We start from the raw sequence: 16967 nt of genomic DNA on the forward strand, positions 1-16967 counted from the left end.
CTTCGTTTCCGGCGGGTCGCCGGGACAGGTGTTCAGGCGCGGAGCGGCTGGGCGGGCTTATCTTCCGAGGTCCCGGCCGCGGCCGCCGTTGTGCCGGGATTGCCGGCGTGCATGAGGTCGCCGGCGTCCTGGAGCAGTACATCGATCAGTGTGACGGCGGCGTCCTTGTCGAGCGGGTTGTTCTTGTTGCCGCACTTGGGTGACTGGACGCAGGAGGGGCAGCCGGACTCGCATTCGCAGGCCTTGATGGCGTCGCGCGTGGCGGTCAGCCACAACCTGGCCTTGTCGTAGCCGCGTTCGGCGAACCCGGCCCCGCCGGGATGGCCGTCGTAGACAAAGATGGTGGGCACTCCAGTGTCGGCGTGGATGGCCGTGGACACTCCGCCGATGTCCCAGCGGTCGCTGGAGGCCACCAGCGGAAGGAGGCCGATGGCCGCGTGCTCGGCAGCATGCAGCGCGCCGGGGAACTGTGCCTCGATGAGCCCCGCGCCGGTCAGCGAGCGGTTGTCCACAACAAACCAGACTGCCTTGGTAAACAGGTCCCTGGCGCCCAATTCCAACGGTTCTTCGCCGAGGATCTCATTCGAAATCAACGCCTTGCGCTGGAAGGACACCACCTGGGTTGTCACTTTCACATCGCCGAAGTGCACAGCCACATCGCCCCACTGGGTGGTGCGTTGCGTTTCGAGGACCTCGATCTGGGTCACGTCCCGGGCGGTGGTGTAGTAGTCGGGGTTCGCCCGGCGCACCACCACACAGTGCTCGTCCTCATTCAGGTCTTCCACCACGTAGCTGTCGCCCTGGTGGACATAGATGGCGCCGGTGTGGGCCTGGTAGTGGGTCTGCGGCGAATCCATGGTGCCGAGCAAGGAGCCCGTCTCGGCATCCACGATGCTCACCGGACCTCCGCCGTCGGCCCGGAGGTTCACCATGGCTGCGGCATTTTGCGGATGGGTCCAAAACCATCCGGCCGGCCGTTTGCGCAGGTAGCCCTGCAGGACCAGCCGGTCCAGCAGCTTCTCGGCGGTGGCCCCGAAGAGCTCCAGTTCGGCGAACCCGAGGGGCAGTTCCGCGGCGGCCGCGCACAGGTGCGGGCCCAGAACATATGGATTGGAGGGATCGAAGACCGTGGCCTCCACCGAGACGTCGAAAATCGCCTCGGGGTGGTTCACCAAGTAGGTGTCCAGCGGGTCGTCGCTGGCCACGAAGGCCGCGATCGCGTCCTGCCCGGCGCGTCCTGCCCGGCCGATCTGTTGGAACAGCGACGCGCGGGTGCCCGGCCAGCCTGCGACCAGGACGGCGTCGAGACCGGAAATGTCGATGCCCAGCTCCAGCGCGGACGTGCTCGAGACGCCCAACAGTTCACCCGAGCGCAGCGCCTTTTCCAGGGCCCGCCGCTCTTCCGGCAGGTAGCCCGAGCGGTAGGCGGCCACGCGCTGCGGCAGGCTGGGGTCCACCTCGTCGAGGAGGCGTTTGGCGATGGAGGAAATCGTCTCTGCCCCGCGCCTGGACTTGATGAACGCAATGGTCCGGGTCCGGGAGGACACCAGGTTGGCCAGCAGGTCGGCGGTCTCGGCGACGGCCGTCCGGCGCTCTTTGGCGCCGTTTTCGCCCCGGAGTTCGGTCAGTGCCGGCTCCCAAAACGCCACCGTGGTGGACCCGTGGGGGGAACTGTCTTCGGAAACGGCCCGTACCGGTGCGCCGATCAGCCGGCCGAAGGACTGCCCGGGTTCAGAGGCCGTGGCGGACGCCGCAATGAACACCGGTCCGGGATGCGAGCCGCCCGGGCTGTAGTAAGCACAGATCCGACGCAGCCGGCGCATGAGGTTTGCCACATGGGAGCCGAAGACGCCGCGGTAGCTGTGGGCCTCATCCACGATCACGTAGCGGAGGCGCCGGAAGAACCTCGCCCACCAGGCATGGTTCGGGAGGATGCCGAAGTGAAGCATGTCCGGGTTTGCCAGGATGAAGTTCGCATGGTCCCGGATCCAGCGCCGGGAAGCGGGATCGGTGTCGCCGTCGTAGGTTTCTGCCCGGACTGTGGGGAGCTTCAGTGCCCTGATCGCTGCCAGTTGGTCGGCTGCGAGCGCCTTGGTCGGGGAGAGGTAGAGGGTCACAGCCCCGTCGTCGTGGATTTTCCCGGGATCGGACAGGACCTTGAGCTCGGAACGGTGGATCGCGTCCAGGGCCGGCAGCTGATACGCCAGGGACTTGCCGGACGCGGTGCCGGTGGCGATGACCACGTTCTCTCCGGCGTGGGCCAGTTCGGCGGCCCGGACCTGGTGAAGGTAGGGCTCGTGGATGCCCAGGGAACCGTAGGCTGCCACGAGATCGGGGTGGGACCACTCCGGCCACGGCGCATTAACGGCCTGGCGGGCGGGGATCGTCCGCACATGACGCAACTGTTCCGGGTCCGGACCTCGGCCCAGCAACGGAATCAAGGACTCATGCGGGTTCACTCACATATTCTTTCATCCGCCCTCAAATCGCCCGGCAGGCGCGGCGGCCTTCCGCCGGGCAGGCATGTTGCCCCGGGCGCACGCCCGCCGGACGGCAGACGCGAGCGGCGCTTCAACCCACGGAGCGCGCCTCACCCCACGGACAGGTCGGCACCTTCGTCGGAAGTCGACAACATCAGGACGTGGCACACCTCGCGCCAGCCGAGGTGTGAATAGAGTTTTTGGCCGTCGAGGGAGGCGAGCAGCAGTCCGGAGTCGACGTCGTGTTCGAACGCCTGGGCGGCCAGGGCCTTCATGATGAAGCTGCCCAGCCCCCGCCGCTGGTAGGCCGCCGACGTCACGATGTTGTCGAAGATGGCGGTGTGTCCCACCACAAACACGCGTCCGCTCGCGGCGACGTCCTCGCCGGCGGTGACTACTGCGTGGTGGACGCCGTCGGTCCGGGAGGTCTCGAGCTTGAGGTCGTCGTCCGAAAGCCAAGGGTCCTCAGAATCCTGGGTCTCCATGTCCACGATCATCATGGTTTGGGAGGCCGAGGTGACATGGAGGCCGTTCCGCTGTCCCAGCAACGTGTACCGGGCCGCATCGTTGGTGAGGATGGTGAGGACCCGGGCCGGCACTTCGGCCGTCTTTGCAGCCAGCGCCTCGAACTCCGCGTCGGACGGATCGTAGGCGAAATACTCCCATTCGTGGGTGGTGTCCGCGCGTAAGGCCGCGGGGAACCGTCCCTCCCTGCGCGTCTCGTATCCGCGGCAACCGGCCCATCCGGCAACCCAGATTTCCAGCAGGTGAGTGGTGTCTTCAACCATGGCGTCAAGACTCATGTGATGAGCGTATTCCAGCCGTGCCACAAGCAACAGGGGCCGGGTTGGGGGAAGCCGCTTGCTTATCCAATTGTGATTGTCGCCTGGCCGTCCGCGCCAGCAAGTACCCTTAAAAGCGTGGCTTTGAACAGGATTGTGCTTTTTTACGGATTCACCCCCCTGCCTGACCCGGACGCCGTCCGGCTCTGGCAGCGCGCCCTGTGCGAAAAGCTCGGACTGACCGGCCGCATCATCCTTTCCAAGGACGGCATCAACGCCACGGTCGGCGGAGAGCTGAACGCCGTGAAGCAATACGTCAAAACGACGCGGGAGTACAAGGGCTTCCAGGGCATCGACGTGAAGTGGTCGGAGGGCGGCGCGGCGGACTTCCCGCGGCTCAGCGTGAAGGTGCGGGACGAAATCGTATCCTTCGGCGCCCCGGGCGAACTCAAAGTCGACGCCGGCGGAGTGGTGGGCGGCGGAACCCACCTCAAACCCGAGGAACTCCACGAACTCATTGAAGCCAAGAAACAGCAGGGCGACGAAGTCGTGTTCTTCGACGGCCGGAACGGCTTCGAGGCCCAGATCGGCAAATTCAAGGACGCCGTAGTTCCCGATGTCGCCACCACCCACGACTTCATCAAGGAACTCGACTCCGGTAAATACGACGCCCTCAAGGACAAACCGGTTGTCACCTACTGCACCGGAGGCATCCGCTGCGAGGTGCTCTCGAGCCTCATGGTGAACCGCGGGTTCAAGGAGGTCTACCAGCTCGACGGCGGCATTGTCCGCTACGGCGAGGCCTTCAAGGACCAGGGCCTGTGGGAGGGCTCCCTGTATGTGTTCGACAAGCGCATGCACGTCGAGTTCAGCGGGGACGCCAAGACCATCGGCAAATGCGTCCGCTGCTCGGCACCCACAAGCAAGTTCGAAAACTGCTCGAATCCGTCCTGCCGGAATCTCACGCTCTACTGCGCCGGGTGCGCCGCGAGCCCCGACACCCTGCGGTGCCCCGAGGGCTGCGCCGCCTGAGGCACGATCCGGACTTTCGGCCGGCCGGGCACGCTCAGATGCGGCTCACCCGGTACGCAAAGTTCGCCGGTGCGTTGGCATCCACTTTGATCGAGAGCGACGCATCTGCGGCCAGCTGCACCACGTTCACCCTGGACGTCCCGCACCGGAGACTCAGGTCCACGAGTTCGTCCTCACCGTTCTCGATGGAAAACGACACGCGGCGGGTGCTGCGGCAAGCCAGGGTCACGGCGTACGTACCCTTGGGCAGCTGGGCTGTCGTCTCTTTCCGCTCCTCGTCGGCCTCCAGCGTCCCGAAACCGGTATGGAGGACTTGTCCCTCGGCGTCGGGCAGCACGGCATCGACCCAGTCATCCAGCTCCTCGCCCGTCACCGGCTCGTTGAGATGGGGGTCCTGGGGCAGGGCGGCGTCAGTGGTCGGAGGGGCAGCGGAGGTCGATTCATCGTCCCAGTGGTCGGCGCTGTATTCATACGCGCAACCGGACAGGACCGTCCCGAGAAATACCGCAACTGAAAGCACCACGGCGGCCGCCGGGGTGCGCCGTCGCGGCACCCTGCTCGCCGGCACAGTTGGCATACCCTGAGATTAGGGCCGCCCGGGGTCAAACGCCAGAGGCCAAAGGTCCGGGTCGGACAGGCCGTCAGAGGGCGTCGGGCCGGACACCGCGGACCGGGCTGCGGCGCACGCTACTCGGACGCCGCCAGGTGGTAGGCGTAGAGAAGCGGGGCATCCACACTGGACGTGCTGAGCGTGATCTTGCCCGCGGCGGGCACTTTGATGCGGGCGGTTTCGCGGCTGCCGTTGCAGGCGGCACCGGCTTCGGCCAACTGGCTGCCGTCCAGGTTGACGGCGAAGAACGCCTTCCCGCCGCCGTCGCAGGTCATGGTCAAGGTGTAGGTGCCGGCGGGCACGCCGGAAGCGGACCGGACGATCGGATCCCGGTTCAGGATTTTGCCGGCATCCTCCAGCACTGTCCCCGGGGCGGAGGGCAGCGCAGTGGCCTTCCACGCCGGGACGTCGGCGCTTTCAATCGAAACGGCCGGGGAACATGCCGCCGCGGCCAGTACGACGACGGCGGCGGCCGTGCCGCTCAGTGTCCGCCGGGCCAGGCGGCCGGCCGGGGCGTGGGAGGAAGGGAAAACCATGCCTCAAACTTACCGTCCCGCGGGCTGCCCTCCGGCCGCGCCGACGTCCCGGGCACCCTTCCCTGCGGACCCTTGACTTTGACGCTGCGTCAAAGTTTAGAGTCGAAGCGACGGCCGGCAGCGGCCGGCCGGCACGGGAACAGCGGGGTCCAGGGGACGCGGGCCTCGAGGGCGCAGAAGGGTGGAGGCATGGACTGGTCCGTTCAGCAGATCGCGAAGTTGGCCGGCACCACCGGCCGGACTTTGCGTCATTACGACGACATCGGCCTGCTCAGGCCAAGCCGCACCGGCAACAACGGCTACCGGTACTACGGCCAGGAGTCCCTGGTCCGTCTGCAGCGGATCCTGCTCCTGCGCGACTTGGGGCTCGGGCTGCCGGCGATCGCGGACGTGCTCGGCAACGAGGCGGACGAGGAGCATGCACTGGGCCGGCACTTGGCGTGGCTGCTGCAGGAACAGGACAGGCTGGGGCGGCAGATTGCCTCGGTCCGTCACACCATCGAGGCATTGCAAACGGGAGGAAAGATCATGGCGGAGGAAATGTTCGACGGTTTCGACCACACCACGTACCAGGAAGAGGTGGAGCAGCGGTGGGGCAAGGACGCCTATGCGAAGTCGGACGCCTGGTGGCGCGGCATGGGGGCCGGGGAGAAGGCTGCCTGGACGGAACAGTCCCGGCAGCTCGGTGCCGACTGGACGGCTGCTGCGGCATCGGGGGTTCCGGCGGACAGCGCGCGGGCGCAGGACCTGGCCCGGCGCCACGTCGAATGGCTTAGGGGAATCCCCGGCACGCCGGCGTCACCCGCAGCGGGCGGCAGCCCAGCGACCGATGGCGACATCAAGGGGTACGTGACGGGGCTCGGCGAGATGTACGTGGCCGATCCCAGGTTCGCCGCCAACTATGGAGGTGCCGACGGCGCCGCCATCGTCCGGGACGCCCTGAAAATCTATGCGGAGACCGAGCTGTAGCCGGACTTGCATCGCCCGGGCCCACGCCCGGGCCCAAACCCGGGCACGGCCTCCGGAATGAAGGGGGCCCGGCCCCGGGGACTAAACTTGTCCGGTGACTTCCTCAGCGCAAGGCCCCGCCGCACCGGCTCGTTCCACGCAGGCTCGTTCAACGCAGGCTCGTTCCACGCAGGCTCGTTCAACACAGGCTCGTTCAACGCAGGCTCCGGCTACCCCGTTCACGGCGGGCAATACTCCGGACGCTCCGCGCAGCGACCTCCCCGGCCTCCTCGAGGCCTTGGCCGCTGACCTGCGTGCCGTTGGCTACACCGTGGACGGGGTCGCGGAGCTGCTCGGCGAGGCCGCGCACTCGGCCCTGGGCCGGGACCAGCTCATCCCGGCGCTGATCATCACCGGGCGTTCCCTCGGGGAGCCGGCGACGGCGGCGCTCGCCGGCGTCGTGCGTCTCTGGCTCCTGTCCGAACCGCAGCGCGCGGAGACGCTCGACGACGCCCTCCCCGGCATCCGTACCAGGGGGCTGATGGAACTTGGTCTCGTGGAGCCCTCGGGCGGGGACCTGGTCCAGGCGAAGGTGGACCTCAGGCCCTACGGCTGGGACCCGGCCGTGGGGGAGGACGGGACCAGTGCGGGCGGCGCGGACCTCTGGGTGGCCAGCGACCTCGCGGCCCATCAGCGCGCTGGCGTTCTCCGGCATGACCACGTCCTGGGGATTGGGCAGGCCTCCACCACCCTGGTCCAGGTCACCGCCCGCCGCCATGTTGCCACGGCCCTCGATCTCGGCACCGGCTGCGGTATCCAGACCTTCCACCTGCTGCACCACGCCGAGCACGTGACCGCCACGGACATCTCCGAACGTGCGCTGGCGTTCACGCGGTTCAACCTGCTGCTCAACGCCGCCGAACTGCACCTGGACCCGGCCGACCTTGATGCCCGCGTCAGCCTGCGGCTCGGGTCCCTGCTGGACCCGGTCGCGGGGCAGGAGTTCGAGCTGGTGGTGTCCAACCCGCCGTTTGTCATTACGCCCCGCAGCCTGGGCGAGACCGCCACGGACCAGTTCACGTACCGCGACGGCGGCCTGCCGGGGGACGAGATTGTGTCCTCGCTGGTCCGCGCATTGCCCTCGGTCCTTGCCCCGGGCGGAACGGCCCAGCTTCTGGGCAACTGGGAGATCACGGCGGGCGCCGGCTGGGCCGACCGGCCCCAGAGCTGGGTCGGCCCGGCCGCCGACGTCTGGTTCATCCAGCGCGAGCAGGTGGGCCCCGAGCAGTATGCCGAGACCTGGCTCCAAGACGCCTCGGAAGGCCGCGACCGCCGGCTCTACGAGGACTCGTACGCGGCCTACCTGGACGACTTCGCCTCGCGCAATGTGGCCGGAATCGGCTTCGGCATGATCTGGCTGCGGCGGCCTGCCGACGGCGCCGGACGGGTGCTGTCGCGCTTCGAGGAGATCACCTACCCGATCGAACAACCGGTCGGGCCGCACCTGGGCGCCGCCGTCGAGCGTGCCGACTGGCTGGCCGGCCATGATCTGGCCGCCGCCCACCTGCTGGTCGCGGAGGACGTCACCGAAGAACGGCACCAGCGCCCCGGCGCGGAACACCCCGGCGTCATCCTGCTGCGGCAGGGTGCCGGGCTGCGCCGCACCAACCTGCTCAGTACCGAGCTGGCGGGCCTCGTCTCAGCGTGCGACGGCGACCTGTCCGTCGGGCAGATCATCGGCGCCCTCGAGGCCCTGCTGGGCGGCTACGAGGGGTTCGACGGCGCGGAGTTCCGCACTGGCCTGCTCGAAGAAGTCGGGAACCTCGTCCGCGACGGCTTCCTTCTGCCTGCCTGATACGGCAGCGGCCGCGCCCGCCAACGGCGGTTCGGTAGCGGCCGGCAACGCCGCTTCTGCCGCAGCCCCGGCTGCCGCAGGACCAGTACCGGAGTCGGAATCCTCCCGGCCGAACCGCGGCAGGACGTACGCCGTGAGGGCGAGGGCGACCACGGCCCCGACGACGCCGGTGAGCACGAAGCTGACGCGCACCGGCACCAGGGCGCCCAGGAGGCCGCCCAGGGCCAGCGCACCAATGGAGACGGCACGCGTCATCCCGCCCACAATCGCCATCGCCTGGCCGCGCCCGCTTTCCGGAATCCGCAGGATCGCGATCGCCCCGAAACAGGCGTTCAGGACACCGCAGGCCACCCCCGTCCCTGTGTAGGCGGCAAAGAGCAGTTCCACGCTCGGGACCATCCCGGTGAGGACCAGGCACGCCGAGGCTGCGGTCATGGAGGCCAGCAGCACGCGCAGCCGGACCCGTGGCGTCCTGATCCTGCCGGCCATCGCGGCCCCGGCTGCCATCCCGAGGCCGAAGGCCGCGGACAGGAGGCCGTACTGGATCTCGGTGGCGCCAAGTTCGTCGCGGGCCAGGAACACCTCGAGCACGTTGGTGGCTTCGCCGACGACGATGAAGAACATCGCCCCCAGGACCAGGGCCCAGACCAGGCTGTCCCGGCGGATCAAGCGCAGCCCGTCCAGCAGCGCCGGCTTCGCCTGGCCGGCCCGTTCGGCCGCCGTGCCGCGGCGGGTGCGGATCAGCAGCGCGCCGAGCCCCATGGCGACATAGCAGCCGCTGGCCACGGCGAACACCAGCCCGGTCCCGCCCCAGCCGCTGAGCAGGCCGCCCGCGGCGGGGCCGGCCATGCCCGCGATCATGATGGTCGCCTGCATGGTCCCCATGGCCCGGGGCGTGCGGTCCTCGCCCACAATCCGCGGCAGCAGGGCCTGCCAGGTGGGGCTGGCCACGGACTGGGCTGCGTCGAGCATGAACGTCATGGCAAACAGCACGGGCAGATAGTTCTCCAGATACTGCATGCCAAGCCCCATGCCGGCGACGGCGGCGGCGCTGACCGCGGAACTCGCCGTCGCCAGCGTGCGCGAATCCATGGTGTCGGCGAGCCGGCCGGCCCACGGGGCCAGCAGGACCAGCGGCAGCGCTGAACACAAAAGGTAGGAGGCCACGAGCCAGGGCCCGGCGACAGGCGTTTCGCCGGCCGCGGCCGCGTTCTGCAGATGCAGCATGACGCTGACGACGACGGCGCCCATCCCCGCCGTCGCCACGAACCGGGCGGTGCCGGCAATCAGGAAGTCGCGGTTGCGCCACAGGGGCCGCACGCCGGTTGCGGGGGCCGGCAATTTATGAAGTGTCTGTTTCATAAACAGGAACGTAGCCCGGCGGCAAAACAAATGTCAAGCATTTCTTTCATAGTTTGACGGGTCTGGATACACTGGAGGAGTGAACGCAGAAACCCCGACGGCGGAGTCAACGGCTCCGCCGGCCACCAAGCGCCGGCACCGTCCGGAGAAGCAAGTGGAAATCACTGACCCGAAGGCGATCCGTGCCCTGGCCCACGCCGCCCGGCTGGAGGTCATTTCCGAGCTGTATTCCACCCAGGTGAGCCGCACGGCCACCGAGCTTGCCGCGCAGACCGGACTGACTCCCAGCGCCATGAGCTACCACCTGCGGGCACTGCAGAAGTGGGGCATCGTGGTTCCCGCGGCCACCGCAGGGGATGCCCGGGAGCGGCGCTGGCAGGCCGCCGGTACAGATTTCACCATCCACTCTCTGGGGGGAGTGGCCAGCCCCGAACTCGCCGTCCTGGACCTGGAGCTCGACGCCTACCGCCGCCGGGTCCGTGCCTACGCCACGGCCCGCAACGCCCGGCGCGAGAGCGGCGACACCGCCGACGGCCCGTCCTCGGTGGTACTGGCCAGCAACCTGCTGTACCTGACGCCGGAGCAGCGGGCCGAACTGACGCGGCGGATCTTCGACCTGCTGCGAGACTACGAACTCGAGGATCCGGACCATGTGCCCGAGGGCGCCGAGCGCATGGCCACTATGTGGTCGATGATTCCGGACGACCGCGGACCGGCTGCAAAAGCCGCCCCCGGCAAGCCCGCCGCCGGCAAGGGCTGAGGCCGACGCCGGGAAGGCCTGGACCGGTCGCGGGCACGGCGCGGGTCTGCAGCCGGGGCGCCCCCGGGGGCCGCCCGCGACCCGGCCTTTTTGCGGCCGGAAGCCGCGTCCGCCGGGCCGTCATTTCCGGCCGGATGCGCGGGATTCTGCAAAATATGGTGAACTAGGCGGGTATGGGCGCATCTGCCCGAGCCACCTTTTTCTGTAGGAGCACCGTGCCAAGCAAGGCCAAAACCGGCAAGAAACTCGTGATTGTGGAGTCTCCCGCCAAGAGCAAGACCATCGCCAAGTACCTCGGCGAAGGCTTCATAGTGGAGGCCTCCATCGGTCACATCCGCGACCTCCCGCAGCCCTCGGAGCTCCCCGCGGAACTGAAGAAGACCCCGCTGGGCAAGTTCGCCGTCGACATCGACAACGACTTCAAGCCCTACTACGTGGTGTCCTCGGACAAGAAGAAGAAGGTCGCCGAGCTCAAGGCCCAGCTCAAAGACGCCGACGCTCTCTATCTCGCAACCGATGGGGACCGCGAGGGCGAGGCCATCGCGTGGCACCTGCTGGAAGTGCTCAAGCCCAAGGTTCCCGTCTACCGGATGACCTTCGGTGAAATCACCAAGGAAGCCATCCACCGCGCCATGGACAACCTGCGCGATGTCGACCAGGACCTGGTGGACGCCCAGGAGACCCGCCGCGTCCTGGACCGGCTCTACGGCTATGAGATCTCCCCCGTGCTCTGGCGCAAGGTGGCCCGCGGCCTCTCCGCCGGCCGCGTGCAGTCCGTCGTCACCCGCATGGTGGTGGACCGCGAACGCGAGCGGATGGCCTTCAAGGCCGCCTCCTACTGGGACCTCACCGGCCAGTTCGGTGCCGGTTCCGGCTCCTTCAAAGCCAAACTCGCCGCCGTCGACGGCGCCAAGGTCGCCAGCGGCCGGGACTTCAACGACAACGGCGAGCTCACCTCCCGCAACGCCGTGCACCTCAACGAGGAACTCGCCGCCTCGCTCGCGGCGGGGCTGCAGGACGCCGACTTCCGCGTCCGCTCCGTCGACACCAAGCCCTACACCCGCCGCCCGGCCGCGCCGTTCACCACCTCCACGCTGCAGCAGGAGGCCGGCCGCAAGCTGCGCTTCTCCTCGAAGAGCACGATGCAGGTGGCGCAGCGGCTCTACGAAAACGGCTACATCACCTATATGCGTACGGACTCGTCCGCGCTGAGCAACGAGGCCGTCACGGCCGCCCGGCGCCAGGCCTCCGAGCTGTACGGCCCCGAGTACGTGCCGCAGTCGCCGCGGGTCTACAGTGGCAAGGCAGCGAACGCGCAGGAAGCCCACGAGGCCATCCGTCCCGCCGGTGACTCCTTCCGCACCCCGGCCCAGGTGGCCCAGCAGCTCTCCGGCGACGAATTCCGCCTCTACGAGCTCATCTGGAAGCGCACGGTCGCCTCGCAGATGGCTGACGCCAAGGGCTCCACCGCCACGATCCGCCTCGGCGCCGTCACCGTGGGTGACCCGGCCGACCGCCGCGACGCCGAGTTCTCGGCCTCGGGCACCGTCATCACCTTCCCCGGCTTCCTCGCCGCCTACGAAGAAGGCAAGGACGAAAGCCGCGGAGACGACGAGTCCGAGGAAGCACGCAGGCTGCCCAACGTGGCCAAGGACGACGCGCTCACCGCCACCGACATTGTCGCCGTCGGCCACGAGACTTCGCCGCCGCCGCGCTACACCGAAGCCTCGCTGACCGCGGAGCTGGAAAAGAAGGGCATCGGCCGCCCGTCGACCTACGCCTCCACCATCTCCACGATCCAGGACCGCGGCTACGTCCGGAAGCAGGGTTCCGCGCTGGTCCCGAGCTGGATCGCGTTCTCCGTGATCCGGCTTCTGGAGCAGCACTTCCACGACTACGTGGACTACGAGTTCACGGCCGACATGGAAGCGGACCTGGACAAGATCGCCAACGGCCAGGCGGCCGGACCGGCGTGGCTCAAGCACTTCTACTTCGGTGAGGACTCCGAGCCCGGCCTGCTGAGCATCGTGAACAACCTCGGCGAGATCGATGCCCGCGAGATCAACTCCATCCCCATCACGGACGCGATCACGCTCCGGGTGGGCAAGTTCGGCCCGTACCTGGAAAGCTCCACCGCGACGGTGGATCCCGAGACCGGCGAAGTGGTTGAGGCGGCCCGCGCCAACGTTCCCGAGGACCTGGCCCCGGATGAGCTCACGGCCGCCAAGGCCATCGAACTCATGGAGACCGCTGCCCCGGAGGAGCGTGTCCTCGGCGCGGACCCGCACACCGGGCACACGATCGTGGCCAAGAACGGCCGCTACGGCGCCTACGTGACCGAGATCATCCCGGAGATGACCGAGGAACAGCTGGCCAACCAGCCCGTTGAGTACTACAAGAACGGCAAGCCCAAGCCGCCGAAGAAGCCCGTCAAGGCCAAACCGCGCACCGGGTCCCTGTTCGCGTCCATGAGCGTGGACACCATCACGCTGGACGAGGCGCTGCAGCTCATGAGCCTGCCCCGCGTGCTCGGCCAGGATGCCGACGGCAACCCGATCACGGTGCAGAACGGCCGGTTCGGCCCGTACCTGAAGAAGGGCACGGACTCCCGCTCCATCGGCTCCGAAGAGGAGATCTTCACGATCACGCTCGAGGCGGCGCTGGAGATCTACTCGCAGCCCAAGCAGCGCGGCGCCCGTGCCGCCGTGCCGCCGCTGGCCGAATTCGGGCCGGACCCGGTCTCGGAGAAGAACATCGTGGTGAAGGAAGGCCGGTTCGGCCCGTACATCACTGACGGCATCACTAACATCACGGTGCCGCGCACCACCTCGATCGAGGAGCTGACCCGGGAACGCGCCGTCGAACTCCTCGCCGAAAAGCGGGCCAAGGGCCCGGTCAAGCGCACGACGACGGCCCGCAAGGCACCCGCTCGGAAGGCCCCGGCCAAGAAGTAGGCCAGCGCGCCGAAATCGCCGGAAACCTGACGATTCGCCGGAAATTACCGGCGAAACCGCAGGTTTCCGGCGATTTCGCGTTTGCGGACCGGCCGTGGACGTGATCGAGTAGGAATATGACTGAACAGCCCGCACACCTGGACAACCAGCCGCTGAACGAACTCGAGGAGCAGCTCGCCCGGGGGGAGCAGCCGGACGCCAACCCGGTGGACGTGATCCTGGCCTTCCTCAACAATGAGGTCTATGTGGTCAGCTCCGACGCCCTGGAGGGCCCCGACTCGCAGGTGGAGCCGCTGGTCCTCGCCAACTCCTCCGGCAAGCCCGTCCTGGCCGTCTTCTCGCACCCGAGCCGCGTCACCGAGCAGTATCTCGCCGCCGCCCCGAACGTGCTGGGCACGCAGGGCGCCGCGATCATCGGCAACCTCGGCGCGGAACTTGGCATGGTGATCAACCCCGGCGCCGCCTACGGCTTTGAAATCGACCCGGAGGGCGTGGCCAACATCCGCCGCGACTTCAAGCCAACGGACGAGCCCGCTGACGGCACTGCTGCCCAGCCGACTGACCTGTCCGCTGACCGCCCGGCGCAGGACAGCGACCCTGCCTAAGCCCGTGATCGGCCAGAGCTGCGACGGCGGTATTCTTCGCGAATACCGCCGTCGCAGCTAGGCCGACCGGTCCGTGGGGGGAATAATGGCAGCATGCGTCTAGGCGTCCTCGACATCGGGTCCAACACTGTCCATCTCCTGCTGGTCGACGCCCATCCCGGCGCCCGTCCGGTCCCCTACGCCTCGCACAAGCGGCGGCTGTCGCTCGTGCAGTACCTCGATGACGACGGCAACATCGACGACGAGGGGCAGCATGAACTTGTCGAGTTTGTCCTCGAGGCGTGGGAATTCGCGGCCAAGCACAAAGCCGACGACCTGCTCGCGTTCTGCACCTCGGCCATCCGCGAGGCCACCAACGGCGCTGACGTCCTGGCCCGCGTCAAGCATGAAACCACCGTCACCCTCCGGGAGCTCACGGGCAGCGAGGAGGCATCCATGACGTTCTTCGCCGTCCGGCGCTGGTACGGCTGGGGCGCCGGGTCCATCCTGAACCTGGATATCGGCGGCGGCTCCTTCGAGATGGCCCTCGGACAGGACGAGCTGCCCGAGCTGGCGATGTCCGTTCCGCTCGGCGCCAGCAGGCTGACGCGCGACTGGCTGCCCGAGAACCCGCCCTCGGCCAAGAGCATCAAAGAGCTGCGCCGCTACATCCGCTCCACGCTCAAACCCGCGGTGCGCAAATTCGAGAAGCTGGGCCCGCCCAACCTTGTCGCGGGCACGTCCAAAACGTTCCGGTCCCTCGCCAGGATTGCCGGGGCCGCCCCCAGCGGCGCCGGGCCCTACGTCAAGAGGGAGCTGCTGGCCCTCGACCTGGGGCTCTGGGCGCAGCGGATCTCTGCCATGGAGATAGAGGACAGGCTCCACTTGCCCGGGGTCTCCGAGGCCCGCGCGCCGCAGGTCCTCGCCGGCGCCCTCGTCGCGGAAGCGGCCCTGGAGATGTTCAAATTCGACGGCATGGTGACCTGCCCGTGGGCCCTGCGTGAGGGACTCATCCTCCGCCGCCTGGACCAGCTGGTGTTTGAGGGGCCGGTCGAGCCCGCGCCGCATGTGGCAGAGCAGCCGCCGGCGCGGCTCCAGTCGCCGGCAAAAGCTTCCTGAGACCACTCCGGTGAGCCACGGTGCCGGGACTGTGTCGATCCGGAGCGTCCTCGATCGTGTAATTGCTGAGAGGCCGGCACACCGCCGGCTGATTCGACAAGGAGGCACCCGAAATGACGCAGTACCTGCTCAGCATTTACCAGCCGGACGGCCCTGCCCCGGACCCTGAGTTCCTCGAACCCATCATGCGTGACCTGGCGGCCCTGAACCATGAAATGCAGGCGGCGGGGGCCTGGGTGTTCGCCGCGGGGCTCCACCCGGCAGAGTCCGCGACGGTCCTGCGGCCCGACGGCGGCGAGATCCTCGTGACCGACGGGCCGTTCACCGAAGGCAAGGAGCACCTCGGCGGATTCACCGTGATCGAGGCCGAGGACCTGGACGCGGCCCTTGGCTGGGCGCGGAAGCTGGCCGGCGCCACCACACTTCCCGTTGAAGTCCGTCCGTTCCAGCATTAGCCGCCGGGCCGGGGTGCCGCTGTGGGTGACCGTTATGCAAATGAGGCAGCGACCGAGGCGGACATTGCGCGGGTTTTCCGGCGCGAATACGGCCGCGCCGTAGCCGTTCTGACGCGGACGTTCGGGAACATCGATATTGCCGAGGACGCCGTCCAGGATGCCTTTGCCGCTGCGGTCCAGCACTGGCCCTCGGCCGGCATCCCGCCCAGCCCGGCCGGCTGGATCATCACGACGGCACGGCACCGGGCGATCGACCGGCTGCGGAGGGAAGCCTCACGCGAGGACAAGCACGCACAGGCGGCTTTGCTCGCGGCGGCGCGGTCCGGGACCGGACCCGCGCCGGCCGCCGAAGAGCAGTTCCTGGCGGAACAGTCAGGGGTCGAGGACGTGGACGACGACACTTTGCGGCTGATTTTCACGTGCTGCCATCCCGCCCTGGCCGGGTCCGCCCGGGTGGCGTTGACGCTGCGGCTTCTGGGTGGCTTGACGACGGCGGAAATCGCCAGGGCCTTCCTGGTCCCGGAGGTGACCATGGCACAGCGGCTGGTCCGGGCGAAAGCGAAAATCCGGGATGCCAAGGTCCCGTACCGGGTCCCGCACGGCGCCGAGCTGCCCGAACGGCTGCAATCGGTGCTGGCGGTGGTCTACCTGATCTTCAACGAGGGCTACACCGCAGGCCCCGCCGACGGCCCGGAACGCACGGAGCTCTGCACGGAAGCCATCCGGCTCGGCAGGCTGTTGGCGTCGCTGATGCCGGACGAGCCGGAAGCGGCGGGACTGCTGGCGCTGATGCTGCTCATCGAGTCCCGCCGTGCCGCGCGATTCACACCCGACGGGGGACTGGTGCTGCTCGCGGCCCAGGACCGGGGGCGCTGGGACGGCGACCTGGCCGCCGAAGGCCGTGAGCTGGTGCGCCGGTGCCTGCGCCGGAACCGGCCCGGACCGTATCAGCTGCAGGCGGCGATCAACGCCGTCCACAGCGACGCCGCGACCGCCGGGGACACCGACTGGGCGCAGATCCTGCAGCTGTATGACCAGCTCCTGGCCGTCGCGCCGGGGCCTGTCGTGGCGCTGAACCGCGCCGTGGTCCTGGCAGAACTGCACGGGCCCGCTGCTGCGCTGGCGGCGGTCGAGGGCCTGGGACTGGACAACTACTACCTCGTCCACGCCGTCCGCGCCGACTTCCTGGAGCGCCTGCGCCGCTATCCGGAGGCCGTCGAAGGCTACAGGCGGGCCCTGGCGCTTGCCGGCAGCGCCGCGGAACGCCGGTTCCTGGAAGGCAAGCTCCGCAGCCCGGCGTTCGGCGGGGACGGAGACGGCTAGGAACCGGGGTCCGGACCGGGCCCCCGGTGCGGGCCCGTTCACGCCGGTTAAACGAGTAGGGCCGGGCGATCCGGAGCAGGACTTGGGGGAACTCTGCTGCGAATCGCCCGGCGCACCGCCGGCTCGGGGGGAACCGGCTATCATCACTCGCACCTGTTGAGGCACTT

At 68.4% G+C, this 16967-nt stretch carries 14 protein-coding genes and 1 pseudogene; 10 read left to right on the forward strand and 5 right to left on the reverse strand.

Going from position 1 to position 16967, the window contains the following annotated elements; all coding sequences use genetic code 11:
- Nucleotides 1-32: 32 nt before the first annotated feature.
- Both C566_RS21555 and C566_RS0114270 read right to left on the reverse strand, forming a co-directional pair.
- The gene (locus tag C566_RS21555; protein WP_231386374.1) at nt 33-2459 is read right to left on the reverse strand and encodes a DEAD/DEAH box helicase; all 2427 of its coding nucleotides are present in this window, start codon (nt 2457-2459) and stop codon (nt 33-35) included.
- Nucleotides 2460-2590: 131 nt separating this feature from the next.
- Nucleotides 2591-3283 carry a GNAT family N-acetyltransferase gene (locus C566_RS0114270; protein WP_018775026.1) on the reverse strand — a complete coding sequence of 231 codons (693 nt, stop codon included), beginning with the start codon at nt 3281-3283 and terminating at the stop codon, nt 2591-2593.
- 117 nt (nt 3284-3400) lie between these two features.
- Between C566_RS0114270 and trhO the strand changes: the two genes are divergently transcribed.
- Entirely contained in the window at nt 3401-4294 is an 894-nt protein-coding gene (gene trhO / locus C566_RS0114275; RefSeq protein WP_026266709.1) for an oxygen-dependent tRNA uridine(34) hydroxylase TrhO, read from the forward strand.
- Nucleotides 4295-4328: 34 nt separating this feature from the next.
- Here the strand turns inward: trhO and C566_RS0114280 are convergent, their stop codons facing one another.
- Together C566_RS0114280 and C566_RS0114285 are read right to left on the reverse strand one after the other, a co-directional pair.
- Nucleotides 4329-4871 carry a DUF6023 family protein gene (locus tag C566_RS0114280; RefSeq protein WP_026266710.1) on the reverse strand — a complete coding sequence of 181 codons (543 nt, stop codon included), beginning with the start codon at nt 4869-4871 and terminating at the stop codon, nt 4329-4331.
- Between the two features lie 110 nt (nt 4872-4981).
- Entirely contained in the window at nt 4982-5440 is a 459-nt protein-coding gene (locus C566_RS0114285; protein WP_018775029.1) for a hypothetical protein, read from the reverse strand.
- Nucleotides 5441-5629: 189 nt separating this feature from the next.
- Here C566_RS0114285 and C566_RS0114290 point away from each other — a divergent pair, with 189 nt between their 5' ends.
- From C566_RS0114290 to C566_RS23220, 3 genes are read left to right on the forward strand one after another with little or no spacing between them, the layout of a single operon-like run.
- Nucleotides 5630-6409, forward strand: a complete 780-nt coding sequence (locus tag C566_RS0114290) for a MerR family transcriptional regulator (RefSeq protein WP_018775030.1) — start codon at nt 5630-5632, stop codon at nt 6407-6409.
- Between the two features lie 57 nt (nt 6410-6466).
- Nucleotides 6467-6697 carry a hypothetical protein gene (locus tag C566_RS23460; protein ID WP_155846886.1) on the forward strand — a complete coding sequence of 77 codons (231 nt, stop codon included), beginning with the start codon at nt 6467-6469 and terminating at the stop codon, nt 6695-6697.
- A complete protein-coding gene (locus tag C566_RS23220; protein WP_018775031.1) occupies nt 6687-8243 on the forward strand; it encodes a DUF7059 domain-containing protein in 1557 nt (518 codons plus the stop codon). Before C566_RS23460 ends, C566_RS23220 begins: the two co-directional genes overlap by 11 nt.
- A 102-nt stretch (nt 8244-8345) precedes the next feature.
- Here the strand turns inward: C566_RS23220 and C566_RS22430 are convergent.
- A pseudogene (locus C566_RS22430) lies at nt 8346-9605 on the reverse strand (MFS transporter); the annotation flags it as partial.
- 79 nt (nt 9606-9684) lie between these two features.
- Here C566_RS22430 and C566_RS0114305 point away from each other — a divergent pair.
- The 6 genes from C566_RS0114305 to C566_RS0114330 all read left to right on the forward strand — a co-directional run bounded on the left by C566_RS0114305 (nt 9685) and on the right by C566_RS0114330 (nt 16800).
- On the forward strand, nt 9685-10365 hold the full coding sequence (locus tag C566_RS0114305) for an ArsR/SmtB family transcription factor (protein WP_018775033.1): 681 nt from the start codon (nt 9685-9687) through the stop codon (nt 10363-10365).
- A 215-nt stretch (nt 10366-10580) separates the two neighbouring features.
- Nucleotides 10581-13319 (forward strand): type I DNA topoisomerase, encoded by a 2739-nt coding sequence (topA, locus tag C566_RS0114310; RefSeq protein ID WP_018775034.1) that lies wholly within the window; start codon nt 10581-10583, stop codon nt 13317-13319.
- A gap of 116 nt (nt 13320-13435) precedes the next feature.
- Nucleotides 13436-13924: an SseB family protein gene (locus tag C566_RS0114315; RefSeq protein ID WP_018775035.1), complete on the forward strand. Its 489-nt coding sequence runs from the start codon at nt 13436-13438 to the stop codon at nt 13922-13924.
- A gap of 93 nt (nt 13925-14017) precedes the next feature.
- Nucleotides 14018-15022, forward strand: coding sequence for a Ppx/GppA phosphatase family protein (locus C566_RS21560; protein WP_018775036.1), 1005 nt, complete (start codon nt 14018-14020; stop codon nt 15020-15022).
- Between the two features lie 113 nt (nt 15023-15135).
- Nucleotides 15136-15477 carry a YciI family protein gene (locus C566_RS0114325; protein ID WP_018775037.1) on the forward strand — a complete coding sequence of 114 codons (342 nt, stop codon included), beginning with the start codon at nt 15136-15138 and terminating at the stop codon, nt 15475-15477.
- Nucleotides 15478-15498: 21 nt separating this feature from the next.
- Complete coding sequence (locus tag C566_RS0114330; RefSeq protein WP_018775038.1) at nt 15499-16800, forward strand: RNA polymerase sigma factor; 1302 nt, start codon at nt 15499-15501, stop codon at nt 16798-16800.
- Nucleotides 16801-16967 lie beyond the last annotated feature (167 nt).

The sequence above is a fragment of the Arthrobacter sp. 131MFCol6.1 genome (genome assembly GCF_000374925.1).
Lineage (GTDB): Bacteria > Actinomycetota > Actinomycetes > Actinomycetales > Micrococcaceae > Arthrobacter.